This window comes from Arthrobacter sp. SPT-J7, from assembly GCF_059089965.1.
This window is the reverse complement of record NZ_JBNHFF010000013.1, coordinates 1-13121: the sequence shown is the minus strand read 5'-3', so window position 1 is coordinate 13121 and position 13121 is coordinate 1. Positions and strand designations below refer to the sequence as shown.

General features: G+C 68.7%; 8 protein-coding genes and 1 pseudogene. 5 read left to right on the top strand and 4 right to left on the bottom strand.

What is annotated here, in order from left to right:
* Window positions 1-21 precede the first annotated feature (21 nt).
* Both cydD and AC5RWX_RS17115 read left to right on the top strand, forming a co-directional pair.
* Complete coding sequence (gene cydD / locus AC5RWX_RS17120) at window positions 22-3399, top strand: thiol reductant ABC exporter subunit CydD (RefSeq protein WP_493957936.1); 3378 nt, start codon at window positions 22-24, stop codon at window positions 3397-3399.
* A 4-nt stretch (window positions 3400-3403) separates the two neighbouring features.
* Window positions 3404-4387: a GNAT family N-acetyltransferase gene (locus AC5RWX_RS17115; protein ID WP_493940368.1), complete on the top strand. Its 984-nt coding sequence runs from the start codon at window positions 3404-3406 to the stop codon at window positions 4385-4387.
* A 108-nt stretch (window positions 4388-4495) separates the two neighbouring features.
* Here AC5RWX_RS17115 and AC5RWX_RS17110 read toward each other — a convergent pair.
* Window positions 4496-5014, bottom strand: a pseudogene (locus AC5RWX_RS17110) (DinB family protein).
* 9 nt (window positions 5015-5023) lie between these two features.
* Window positions 5024-7519, bottom strand: a complete 2496-nt coding sequence (locus tag AC5RWX_RS17105) for a DNA gyrase/topoisomerase IV subunit A (protein ID WP_493940369.1) — start codon at window positions 7517-7519, stop codon at window positions 5024-5026.
* Between the two features lie 47 nt (window positions 7520-7566).
* Here AC5RWX_RS17105 and AC5RWX_RS17100 point away from each other — a divergent pair, with 47 nt between their 5' ends.
* The 3 genes from AC5RWX_RS17100 (at window position 7567) to AC5RWX_RS17090 (ending at window position 12187) form a co-directional block, all read left to right on the top strand.
* Entirely contained in the window at window positions 7567-10293 is a 2727-nt protein-coding gene (locus AC5RWX_RS17100; RefSeq protein ID WP_493940370.1) for a bifunctional acetate--CoA ligase family protein/GNAT family N-acetyltransferase, read from the top strand.
* 37 nt (window positions 10294-10330) lie between these two features.
* Window positions 10331-11005, top strand: a complete 675-nt coding sequence (locus AC5RWX_RS17095) for a DUF5998 family protein (protein ID WP_493942979.1) — start codon at window positions 10331-10333, stop codon at window positions 11003-11005.
* 81 nt (window positions 11006-11086) lie between these two features.
* On the top strand, window positions 11087-12187 hold the full coding sequence (locus AC5RWX_RS17090) for an alkaline phosphatase family protein (RefSeq protein ID WP_493940408.1): 1101 nt from the start codon (window positions 11087-11089) through the stop codon (window positions 12185-12187).
* A gap of 254 nt (window positions 12188-12441) precedes the next feature.
* Here AC5RWX_RS17090 and AC5RWX_RS17085 read toward each other — a convergent pair whose 3' ends face one another.
* Together AC5RWX_RS17085 and AC5RWX_RS17080 are read right to left on the bottom strand one after the other, a co-directional pair.
* Complete coding sequence (locus AC5RWX_RS17085) at window positions 12442-12732, bottom strand: hypothetical protein (protein WP_493940372.1); 291 nt, start codon at window positions 12730-12732, stop codon at window positions 12442-12444.
* 204 nt (window positions 12733-12936) lie between these two features.
* Window positions 12937-13121, bottom strand: a 185-nt coding sequence (locus AC5RWX_RS17080) for a hypothetical protein (RefSeq protein ID WP_494097630.1), incomplete at its 5' end; no start/stop codon positions are given.

The following is a 13121-nucleotide window of genomic DNA, read 5'->3' as shown; positions in this document are numbered from 1 at the left end:
GAAGGAAGCCCAGTGAAGCCGATGCTGCCGGTAGGCGCGGCGGGCAAACGCGCGCTGTACCTGCTGGGGCTGGCCGCGGCAGTGAAAGCCGCCGGACTGGTGCTGCTCGCCTCCGCGGTGGCCGCCGGGGTGGCCGGCCTGGCCGCCGGCACCTTCGGCTGGGACGGCGTGCTGCTGCCCGCCCTGATCGGCGCCCTCATGCGGTCGGCGGCGGCCTGGGGCCAGGATGTGGCGGCACAACGGGCCGCAGCCGGAGTCAAGGAGGACCTGCGGGCCCGCCTCTCCGCGCGGATCCTGGAAGACGGAGGTGCCGGCTCCAGCGAAGCCGTCCCCACCGGCGACGGTGCCCTGAGCGTGCTGGCCACCCGGGGCCTGGACAATCTCGACGACTATTACACCAAGTACCTGCCGGCGCTGGTGACCTGCGCGGTGGTGCCCCTGCTGGTGGGGCTGCGGATCCTGGCCGCGGACTGGGTGAGCGCGCTGATCGTGGTGCTCACGCTGCCGCTGGTGCCGGTCTTCATGATCCTGATCGGCAAGCACACCGAGGACCGGACAGAACAGGCCGCCGCGGCCTTGGACCGGCTCTCCGACCACCTGCTGGAATTGGCCCGCGGACTGCCGGTGCTGGTCGGCCTAGGCCGCGCGGCCGCGCAGACCAGGGCCCTGCGCGACGTCGCCAGCGCCTACCGCGAACGGACCATGGCCACCTTGCGGGTCGCCTTCCTCTCCTCGCTGGCGTTGGAACTGATCGCCACCATTTCCGTGGCCGTGGTGGCCGTGTTTGTGGGCATCCGGCTGGTCTACGGCGGAATGGAACTGGAAGCCGGGTTGCTGGCGCTGATCCTGGCGCCCGACTGTTTCCAGCCGCTGCGTGACCTGGGCTCGGCGCACCATGCCAGTGAAGACGGACTGGAATCTCTCAAGCGCAGCAAGGCCGTGCTGGACGCGCCGACCGGCCGGCCACTGGTGCCCGCCGCCGCTCCGGTGCCGGCAACGGGCGCGGGAGCGCCGGAAGTGCGGGTGTCCGGGCTGACCGCCGGGTACCCTGGGCGGGGGCAGGTGGTGGCAGGGCTGGATTTCACCGCCCCAGCGGGGCGCATCACTGCCCTGTCCGGACCGAGCGGCGGCGGCAAGAGCACGGTGCTGGAAGTCCTGGCTGGCCTGCGCCGCGACGGCGCTGGCATCCGGTTGACCGGGGAGGTGTCCGGCATCCACCGCGGCCGGATCGCCTGGATCCCGCAACACCCGGTTCCCTCGGAAGCCACGGCTGCCGAAGAGGTGGCACTGTATGCCGGGCTGACCGGACCGGCCGGGCGTTCGGCAGCGGCGGAAGCGCTGGCCCGGGTGAACGCTTCCAACCTAATGGACGCTGACACCGGCGACCTCAGCCCGGGGGAGCTGCGGCGGGTGGCCGTGGCGCGGGCGCTGGCCCGGATCGAGCACGTCCCGGGTGTGGACGTGCTGCTTGCCGATGAACCCACGGCCCATGTGGACGAGCGCAGCGCACGCGCCATCGAAGCAGCGCTGGCCGGGCTGCGCGGCCGCGTGACCACCGTGCTGGTGGCCCACGATCCAGACACCGCGGCGCTCGCCGACCACGTGGTGCCGGTCGCGGCGTCCCGAGCCGAATCCTCCACTGCTGTCGCCCCGTCGCCTGGCTCTGTTGTGCGGGCAGCGGAGCCGGAGGCAAGGCCCTGCGATGCTGCGGCCGAAGCACCGTTGGCTGGACGTGCGGAGGCGCCGGCCACGGGCGGCGCCGCTGCCGGACCCAGTCTGTGGCGGCAAGCGGCCCTGCTGCGGCCGTGGAGCCCGCGTTTCCTGGCCGCGCTCTGCTGTGGCCTCGGCGCGGCACTCTTCGCGGTCTCGCTGGCCGGCCTGTCCGGATGGCTGATTGTCTACGCCAGCGAGCAACCCCCGATCCTGCACCTGATGACGTCCATCGTCGGTGTCCGGTTCTTCGGCATCGGGCGCTCGGTACTGCGGTACCAGGAACGGCTGAAGCTGCACGACGCGGTCTTCGAAAGCACCGACCGGCTGCGGATCCGGCTGTGGAACGGACTGCTGCAGCGGCCGGCAGCCTGGCGGCGGCTGGCCCGCGGCGGCGGCGCCCTGGAACGGCTGGTCGGAGATGTGGACGAACTGCGCGACGTGGCGCCGCGGGCCGTTTTCGCCCCGCTGGTCGGCCTGCTGGTGGCTGCGGCCTCCTGTGTGGCCACGGCGCTGCTGATGCCCGCGGCCCTCGGTTGGCAGCTGCTGCTTTCGGCGGTCTGCGTGCTGCTGGCGCCGGCCGTGACGCGTTGGGCCGACCGCCACGCGCAGGGGACCAACGTGCAGCTCAAGGGCCGGTCGCTGAACGCTGTGACGCGGCTGCTGGCTGCCGCGCCGGATCTGGCCGCCAACACGGCCGCCCGGCCGCTGCTGCAGCGGGCCCGGCGGCTGGACCGGCAGGCGACGGCGGCGGTACAGCGCAGCGCCTGGGCTCAAGGGTTGGGCCACGGTCTGACCGTGCTGGCGTGCTCGCTGGCCGCGGTGGTGATGATCGGAGCAGCGGACGGCACCGCGCCGGGGGTGGCCGCCGTCGTCGTCCTGATGCAGCTGGCGCTGGTGGAGCCGTTCATGGCCGTCAACACCGCGGTGCAGCAATGGGGTGCCTGGCGCGCTGCCGGTGCGCGGCTCGCACCGGATCTGGGCAGCACCGCGATCCCGGCCGACCATCCGGAGACCGGGGCAGTCGTCGAAGCTCTGGAACTGCGGGACGCGTCCTATCGGTATCCCGGCGCGGCGCAGGACGCCTTCGCCGGAGTGGATCTGCGGGTGGAGCGCGGGCAATGGCTGGCCGTGACCGGTGCGTCGGGCAGCGGAAAGTCCACGCTGCTGGGCGCGCTGCTGGGATTCCTGCCGCTGACATCAGGCCAGTACCTGGTCAACGACGTCGCCAGCGATGCGCCGCGCTCCGCCATCGCCTGGATGCCGCAGGAAGCGCACCTGTTCAACTCCACCATGCGGGCCAACCTGCTGCTGGCCCGCCCGCGTGACGAGGCACCCAGCGAGGAGCAGATGCGTTCGGCGCTGGCCGCGGTGGGACTCGGGGGCTTCCTCGCCGGGCTCCCGGACGGCCTCGATACCCGGATCGGTCCGGGCGGGCACTTCCTTTCCGGCGGCCAGCGGCAGCGGTTGGCGGTGGCCAGGGCGCTGCTGGCTGACTCGGACGTGGTGCTGCTGGACGAACCAACGGCGCACTTGGACCCTGAAGCGGCTGACGCCCTGCTGGTGGATCTGCGGCGGGCGCTCGCCGGGAAAGCAGTGGTCATGGTGACGCACGATGAGCGGCAGGCGGCGTGGTGCGAGCACCGGCTGCGGATGTCTACCGGCAGCTACGCTGCTGCCCTAGGCTGAGGCAATGACGAAACCCGAGCTCCCGGTCGCTCCCGGCGGAGGCCTGCAGTGGCGGGCCATGACGGAAGCGGACATCGACGGCTGGCACCAGTTGATCCGCCGGATGGCCGCGGTGGACAAGCCGGTCTGGACCGAGACAAAGGCGGATTTGGCCGAGGCTTTCGACGACCCCGCCAACGACCCGGCGGAGTCCACCGCCGTCGGTCTGGATGCCGACGGGACGGTGCGCGCCGTGGGCCGGGTCTACGCGAACGCGGGCTCAGCCGTGGCCCACAGCTGGGGCGGCGTGGATCCGGACTGGCGCCGCCGCGGCATCGGGAGGGCACTCTACCAATGGCAGGCCGACTGCCAGCGCCGCCGGTTCAGCGCGGCCGGCATCACCGGCGGCGTCCTGCGGACCAGCACCGAGGAACAAGATCCGGCGCACAACGCGCTGATGGCCGCGGTGGGTGCCTCCGTGGTGCGCTACTTCACCGACATGACCCGGCCGCTGGAGGAGATCCCGGACGCGCCGCTGCCGCAGGGCTTCGTGTTCGTGGACCTGGACCCGGGCGACAGCGACGCCGTGCGGCTGGCCCACAACGAGGCATTCGCGGACCACTGGGGCAGCGAGCCAAGGGATGGGCGCCGGTGGAAGTCCCTGGTGCAGCACCCGGAGACCAAGCCGGAATGGAGCATGTCGGTGGTGGAAGCCTCGTCCGGCGAGACGGTGGCGTACCAGGTGGCCAGCTTCGACCCCGCCTACCGGCTGCGGTCGGGGTACGACGAGGGCTTCACCAACCTGCTGGGCGTCCGCCGGCCTTGGCGCGGCCGCGGGCTCGCCCAGTCGCTGCTGGCCGAAGCCATGCGCCGGTTTAGAGCCGGCGGGATGGCACATGCCGGGCTGGGCGTGGACACGGAGAATCCCAGCGGTGCGTTGGCCCTCTACTCCCGGATGTGCTATCAGCCGACCAAACGCTACCTGGATTATGAACTGCCCCTGACCTGAGGGAGCTAGGCCGTGTGGGGGAGCTAGGCCCGACGTGAGGGAGCTACGCCCCTCACCCGAGGGAGCTAGGCCCCGACGTGAGGGAGCTACGCCCCTCACCCGAGGGAGCTAGGCCCCGACGTCGTGCAGGTGGTGCATGACGTCGTGCAGGAAATAGCTGCCCAAGGTGGTGACCGTGAAAGCTGAGCCGTTGCTGCGCATGCCGCGCCGGTCCCACGCGGCCGGGGTCACCGCGTTGAATCCGGCTGCGGCATCGGCTGCCGCCGCCGCCAGCTCCTGGGCCACGGCACGCGGCTCCAGGCTCGCGTACGTTCCCTGCACCGCGGCGGCATCCTGGTCCCAGTTCGGGAAGTCCGGATTGTCCTGGTTCAGCATCAGCCGCAGCCGGGCTTCGAACACACGGCAGACATCACGCACATGGGCCGCGTATTCCAGCACGGACCAGGTGTCGCTGTCCGGGCGGATGCCCACCCCGGGCCCGGCCAAGGCGGCCTGCCAGCGCGGCACCGCGGCCAGCACCGCCGGGCCGATCCGGTCCGGAGTGACGCCAGCCGGGTCGAAGCCGCATTAGGGACAGGGCCGTTCCGTGACCCAGGTCCAGTCTTTGGTGTCGGGCGTGATCGGCATGCTGCCAGGCTAGGGGGCGTCCGGCTGCGACAAGGACGGACCGACGGCATCCACTGACTGGGACAGCGGGATGCCGGAACCATCGCGGCGGCCATGCTCGGTGGGCAGCGCGCGTGAGGCGCCGTTGGCCGAGCTGGCCTTGGCGGGGCCGTGCCCGGCCCACGCCAGCGAGAGCACGTCTTCACCCTTGAGGAAGCGGTGCGCGCGGACGCCGCCGGTGGCCCGGCCCTTGGCCGGATACTCCGTAAACGGAGTGACCTTGACGGATCCGGGGGAGGTTCCCGGCAGGGCATCCCGTGTGGAAGCAACGGTGACGACGACGGCGGAGGTATCTGCGGCAGCGACCGAACCGAAGAACGCCACCGAGTCCTCGGCAGCCAGCTTGATCCCAGCCACACCTCCGGCGGTACGCCCCTGGGCCCGGACCGTGGAGGCCGGGAAGTGCAGCAGCTGGGCCTGGCGGGTGATGAAGACCAGTTCGTCGTCGTCGGCGGGCACACTCAGGCCCACAATGTAGTCCTTGGGCTTGAGCGCGATGATCTCCCAGTCCTCCCGATTCAACGGGTAGTCCGGAGTCACGCGCTTGACCACGCCCTGCGCGGTGCCAACGGCCAGCACCTTGTCCAGCGGCGCGAACGCCACCAGGGATTCGCCCTTGGCCAGGGTAATGAACTCCTTGACCGGCACGCCGCCGGCCAGATTCGGGGTGCCGGCCGCCCCGGCCAGCACCGGCATGTCCAGCACCGGAAGGCGCAGCATCCGGCCCAGCGAGGTGACGGCCCCGATCTCGGCGCGCGCCGTGGTCTTCACCACGGACAGCAGGGTATCGTGCCGGATCCGCTGGCCGTCGGCCAGGGGCTCCTGATCCACGGTGCGGGCCAGTTGGCCGGACGTGGAGAGCAGCACCCAGCACGGGTCGTCGGCAATCTGCAGCGGCAGCGCTGCCTTGGCGTTCTTGCCCGCAGCGGCCGGAGCCGGCAGCGCGGTGCCGCGCAGCGGGGCAGCGGCCTCCGACTCGAGCAGCACGGTCCGCCGCGGGGTGGCGTAAAGCGCCGATACTTCGCCCAGTTCGTTGGAGACCAGCTGGCGCAGCAAGGTCTCGTTGGCCAGGATCTCCTCCAGCTCGGCAATCTCGCGGCGCAGTTCGTCCTGTTCCTTCTCCAGTTCGATCCGCGAGTACTTGGTCAGCTGGCGCAGCCGCAGTTCCAGGATGTAGTTGGCCTGGATTTCGGACAGGTCGTAGATGGTCATCAGCCGTTCGCGGGCGGCGGCGGCCTCGTCCGAGGAACGGATGATCTGGATGACCTCGTCGATGTCCACAATGGCTATCAACAGGCCTTCGACCAGATGCAGCCGGTCCTTCTTCTTGCCCAGCCGGAACGCCGTGCGCCGGCGGACCACGCCGATGCGGTGGTCCACGTAGACCTGCAGCAGTTCCAGCAGGCCCAGCGTGCGCGGCTGCCCGTCCACCAGTGTGACGTTGTTGATGCCGAAGGAATCCTCCATCGGCGAATAGCGGTAGAGCTGGGCGAGCACGGCGTTCGGGTTGAAGCCGTTTTTCAGCTCAATGACCAGGCGCAGGCCGTGCTGCCGGTCGGTCAGGTCCACAATGTCGCTGATGCCCTGCAGCTTTTTGGACGTGACCGCGTCCTTGATCTTCTCGATCACCTTTTCCGGGCCGACGCCGTAGGGCAGTTCCGTGACCACCAGGCCGGTGCGGCGGGCGGTGAGCTTTTCCACCTCCACCTTGGCGCGGGTCTTGAACGAGCCGCGGCCGGTGGCGTACGCGTCCCGAATGCCGTCCAGCCCCACAATTTTGCCGCCCGAGGGCAGGTCCGGGCCCGGGACAAAGCGGATGATGTCCTCAAGCGTCGCTTCCGGGTTGGCGATCAGGTGCTGGGCCGCGGCGATCACCTCGCCCAGGTTATGCGGGGCCATGTTGGTGGCCATGCCCACGGCGATGCCGGAGGAACCGTTGACCAGCAGGTTGGGGAAAGCGGCCGGGAGCACCTCCGGCTGCATCAGCTGGTTGTCGTAGTTGGGCACGAAGTCCACGACGTCTTCGTCCAGATGGTCGGTCAGGGCCAGCGCCGGGGCGGCCAGCCGCGCCTCGGTGTACCGCGGAGCCGCTGGACCGTCGTCGAGCGACCCGAAGTTCCCGTGCCCGTCGATCAGCGGTATCCGCAGCGAGAACGACTGCGCCATGCGCACCATCGCGTCGTAGATGGCGGCGTCGCCGTGCGGGTGCAGCTTGCCCATCACTTCGCCGACCACGCGGGCGGACTTCACATGCCCCCGGTCCGGCCGCAGGCCCATCTGGGACATCATGTACAGAATCCGGCGCTGCACCGGCTTCAACCCGTCGCGGGCATCGGGCAGGGCGCGCGAGTAAATGACCGAGTAGGCGTATTCGAGGAAGGAGCCTTCCATCTCGGAGGTCACGTCAATATCGACGATGTTCTCCGTGAAGTCCTCTTCGGGGGCTGAAGTCTGGCGACGGGACATGGGTAGTGCTTCGGTCCTTAGTTAAAAGTTGTGGATACAGTGAGTTTATGGCGCAAGAGGCTGATTCCCCGGATTACCCGGATTATTGGGAAGCGGATGTCGTGCTGCGCGACGGCGGGACGGCGCACCTGCGCCCGATAGTTCCCGCCGACGCCGAGGCACTGCAGGCCTTCCATGTGGGGCAATCGGAAAGCTCCATCTACCTGCGCTTTTTCACCTTCAAGGCCAAGCTCAGCCCACGCGAACTGGCCCGTTTCACCAACGTCGACTACGTCAACCGGGTGGCCTTTGTGACCACCATCGGCGACGAAATCATCGGCATCGGACGCTATGACCGGCTCGACAATCCGGCCGAGGCCGAGGTGGCCTTCAACATTTCGGACGCCCACCAGGGGCGGGGGCTGGGATCCATTCTGCTGGAGCACCTGGCGGCAGCCGCCCGGGAAAACGGCATCAGCAAGTTCACCGCCGAGGTGCTGCCGGAAAACCGCAAGATGATCACCGTCTTCAACGACGCAGGGTATGAGGTGCGGCGCCATTTCGACGACGGTGTGGTCGCCTTGGAATTCGACCTCGATCCGACCGAACGGTCCCGCGCCGTGATGGCAGCCCGCGAACACCGGGCCGAGGCCAAGAGTGTTGCCGCCCTGCTCGCGCCCCGGTCCGTTGCGGTGATCGGCGCCAGCCGGGAGTGGGGCAGCGTGGGCTACTCGCTGCTGGAGAACATCATCGAAGCCGGGTTCACCGGCCCCGTCTACGCCATCAACCCGCAGGCTTTTGAACTAAACGGGATGATCTCCTATGGGACCATCGCCGAGGTCCCGGACCCGGTGGAGCTGGCGGTTGTGGCCGTCCCCTATGACGAAGTGTCCAAGGTGGCACGCGAGTGTGCAGCCGCCGGGGTCAAGGGCATCTTGGTGGCCAGCGACGGTTTCTCCCAGGCCGGCACCGAAGGACTGCAGCGGCAGCGCGAACTGGTCCGGCAGGCACGCGCCCACGGCATGCGCGTGATCGGCCCGGGTTCGCTGGGACTCCTCAATACTGATCCGGAAGTGTCGCTGAATGCATCGATGGCGCCCGCGATGCCGCCCCGTGGACCGCTGGGGCTGTTCAGCCAATCGGCAGCGATCGGTGTGTTGCTCTACACCGCCGCCAGCCGGCGCGGGCTTGGCCTGTCCTCCATGGTGTCCGGCGGCAACCGGGCCGACGTCTCCGGCAATGACGTGATGCAGTACTGGGAAGATGACCCGGCCACCAAAGCGGTGGGGCTGTACCTGGAGTCCATCGGCAACCCGCGTAAATTTTCCCGGATTGCCCGCCGGCTCTCACTCAGCAAGCCGGTGATAGTTGCCAAATCCGACGTGATGGGACTGCAGTTGCCGCCGGGCCACGCGGTGCGGACCACGCAGGCGCCGCTGGGCGCGCTGGACGCGATGTTCCGGCAGTCCGGCGTGATCCGCGTGGAAACCAACGAAGAGCTGATGGACGTGGCGCAGATCCTGGTCAGCCAGCCGCTCCCGGCCGGAGCCAACCTGGCCATCTTCAGCAACTCCCTGGCCCTGGGCAACGTGGTGGCCGACGCCGCCAAGGCCCACCAGTTGGATGTGGTCCGGATGGAAACCGGGATGGACCTGAACACCGGCCAGTCCAAAGCACTGCCGCTGCTTCGCCAGCGAGTGCAGACGGCGCTGTCGGCACCAGAGGTGCACGCCGCCGTCGTCACCCTCCTCCCGGCCACGGGAATCCAAACCTCGGTGCTGGCCAACGTGCTGCGGGAATGTGCGGAAGAAGCGGGCAAACCGGTGGTTGCCTCCTTTACTGGAGTGCTCGATCTGGCGGAACGCTCCGACGGCCTGCTGGCAACCGACGATGAGTCCGGGGCCGCTAAGGAGCCAGCGGCGGGCGCACTTCAGCGGGCGCTGCCGTGTTTTGCCAGCCCCGGCAGCGCCGTGAACGCGCTGGCAGCCGTGGTCCGCTATGCCGAATGGAAAGCCCGCGACAAGGGCGAATACACCGAAGCGGCCGGCACCGACCCGGCCGCGTCCCAGCAGCAGATCGACGCCCTGCTCGCCGGGGTGACCGGGACTGATCTGGTCACGCCCACCCGCGAGCAAACCGCCCGGCTGCTGGGCTGCTACGGGATCGCCGTGCAGGAGTCCGCCGCATTCAGCGACGACGACGAAGCGGTGGCGGCTGCCGAACGGCTCGGCTGGCCGGTGGCCCTGAAGACCACCGATGAACGGTTGCGGCAGCGCCTGGACCTGGGCGGCGTCCGGTTGAACATCACCGACGAAGCCACGCTGCGGGCCAACATTGCGCACATGCGAGCCAGCCTGGCCCAGTTCGGCGACATTCCGCTGGAGGTCCAGTCCATGGTGCCCGCGGGACAGGCCTGCACCATCCGCGCGATCGAAGATCCGCTGCTGGGTCCGGTGGCGTCTTTCGGGCTGGCCGGCGACGCGGTGAACCTGCTGGGGGACTGGTCGCACCGGATCCCGCCGTTGACCACGGTGGACGTGGCGGACCTGGTCCGCGGGCCGCGTGCCGCAGGCAAGCTCTTCGGCTATCAAGGGCTGCCGGCCGTGGATGTTCCGGCGCTGGAGGACCTGATCGCCCGGGTCGCGCAACTGAAGGATGAGCATCCCGAGGTGGCGCTGCTGGAGCTCAATCCGGTCCAGCTCTCCGACCGCGGCCTGGCCGTGCTGAACGCCGAGGTCAGGCTCGGCAACCACGCGCACCGGACAGACAGCGCGCGGCGCGCCATGCGTGACTGACCCCCGAGTTGGCCATCGGACAGCAGGGTAGGGGAACATGGTACATATGAGCCACCTTTCGACGGCAGAACGCCGCAGTCTCGACGACGCCCTCAACCGGGCAGGCTTTTACCCGCTGCTGGTTTCCGACGTGGTCCACGACGCCCTGGACCAGCGCGAGCCGCTGTCACACCTGGTCCACCTGGAGACGCACTTCGACCGCAATGAGGTGCACCGGCACATCACCGTCCTGGTCCTGACCGAGGACATGCTGGTGATTACGCACGTGGACGACCAGCAGCTGGACGACGAGGGCGAGCAGATGGTGGCGCAGATTTCCACCGAGTCCGTTCCGGTCAGCCAGATTCGTTCGGTGGTGCTCAGCTACGTCTACGCCCAGCCGCAGAACTACACCTCCGCCGACCAGGCCCGCGAGTTGACCCTGGCCATCGCCTGGTCCGGCGGCCAGCGACTGGACATGGGCCCGGCCGGCTGCGGCGACCCGCAGTGCGATGCCGACCACGGCTACACCGGCAACATCGTCCAGGAAGACATCGTGCTCCGCGTCAGTGCGGAAGCGGACGGGCTGCAAGCCGTGCAAAACGCCAAGGACTTTGCCCGGGCACTGCGCAAGGTCAGCACCAGCAACCCGGAGCCCGCTGCGGTGCCGGGCCCGGTGCAGCCGCGCCCGCGCATCGGCAACCGCTTGGTCCGCGGCCACCACGGCCGCTGATCCGCGGGACGCTGCGTGACCCTGACACACGACCCGCTTCCGGCAGCCCCGGGCTACGGCCGCAACTCCCTCGCCGAAGTCATGACCAGTGCCGCCGCGGCGCTGGGCGCCGACGGCTTCAGCAATGTCCTGCAGCTGCCGCAGGCCAAACGCGTCTGCGTGGTCATGGTGGACGGGCTGGGCAAGGCTTTGCTGAAGCAGCGCGGCGGACATGCGCCGTTCCTGCGCCAGGCGATGGAGAACTCGCGCACCCTCGGCAGCGCCTTTCCATCGACGACGGCGGCGTCCCTCGCCAGCCTGGGGACCGGACTGGCACCGGGCCTGCACGGCATGGTCGGCTATGACGTGCTGGACCCAGACCAAGACAAGGTGGTCAACCAGCTCGGCGGCTGGGACGCCAAGGTCGATCCGCACCTCTGGCAGCCGAATCCCACGGTGTTCGAACAGGTGGCGGAACAGCTGCCGGTCACCACGGTCAGCCTGCCCCGGTTTGCCGAATCCGGAATGACCAAGGCGGCGCTGCGCGGCAGTTCGTTCCGACCGGGTGCCAGCAGCCATGCCCGCACCCTCGCGGCGGCCGAAGCCTTGGCCGCCACCGATCGCGCCCTGGTCTACCTGTACTTCAACGAACTGGACAAAGCCGGCCACCGCTTTGGCGCCGCCTCGGCCCAGTGGGGCAGCGAGCTGGAAGAGCTCGATTCGGACATGCGCCGTCTAACCCGTCAATTGCCGGCCGACACGCTGCTGCTGCTGACCGCCGACCACGGCATGCTGGATGTGGCTGAAGAATTCCGGTTCGACTACTCGGCAGATCCGGCCCTGGTGGCAGGCGTCCGGCACACGGCGGGGGAGCCCCGGCTGGTCCACCTCTACTTTGAGCCGGATGCCACTGCCGCGCACCGCGAACAGACTGCCGCAGCCTGGCGCGCCAGATACGGGAATCAAGCCTGGATCATCAGCCGCGAAGAAGCCATCAGCCGGGGTTTCTTCGGCCAAGTAGATCCCCGGGTGCTGCCGCGCATTGGTGACCTGATGGTGGCTGCCCGCGAACCTGTCGCTTTCTACGACACCCGGCGGGTTCCGGAAACCGCAATGTCGGTGGTCGGCCAGCACGGCTCGCTCACCAAAGCTGAGCGGGAAGTTCCCCTGCTGACCTTGGCCGCGCCGGGCAAACGCCGCTAGGAACGGAGGGTTCGTGTTGTGATGAGCGCACCGGGCCGCCAATCCGCCGACACCTGGTGCAAGAGATATCCCCTGCGTGAGGGATTCCCGGGCCGGCGCTGACGATACTTCGGTGGGGCGCTGCCCTCCTCAGGCGCCTCCGGAACGATCCCCGGAGGCCGATCCCCGTTCACATCTGACCTCCGTGCGCCGGCGATGACCGGACGCACAGGCCTTCACCGCGGGCCTAACCGCAGCTGCTTTTCGACCCGCCATCAGAGCGCCCGTCCGCGTCGGTCCCAATCAGACCTCTTGGCCTCTTCGACTTCCCAGAACCGGCCATCATGATGGCGAACGTACAAAAGGAACGCCAGGAAAACCACCCCTAGGATCAACGCTGCGAGCAATAGGTAATCGCCCACATCCCAAGTTCCCGAACTCAGGGTCCCAACGACGATCACCAGCTGCAGCACCGTCCAGGTCGACCAGAGGAAAAACTGAAAGCGGAAGCCGCCGCGTGTCATCTTGGGTTGCAACCTCCTGGGATGTCCCTGAGTCTCGCGCATCTGCCGAGGCTACAAGTGATGGCCTTTACCGGGAACAGGCCAGGGTCAGCAACTTGGAGTTCGCTGGGACCAGCAGGCTCGCTCTCTGGAACTCCATTGCCGGGCTATGGCCGTGCGAAATGCCTCTCGTCTTCGACCCGGGCATGAATTGGCGGAGTTTTTTTTGGTGCGTTAATACGCTTGCGCAGCGCCATAAAAATTCCATCACCACAGGGTCGGAACGTCCGCCCAAATTGTCGTACCCGGCTGGTTGGGTTGGGTCATGGAGGAGAAAGCTGAGCGGGGACCGGTTTCCGGGAAGGGCCGGCGGTTGCCGTCGCAGGAGGAGCGTGAGGCGGCGATCGCGTTGATTCTGGCGCGGATGAAGCCGGCCCGGACGGAGCCGGTGC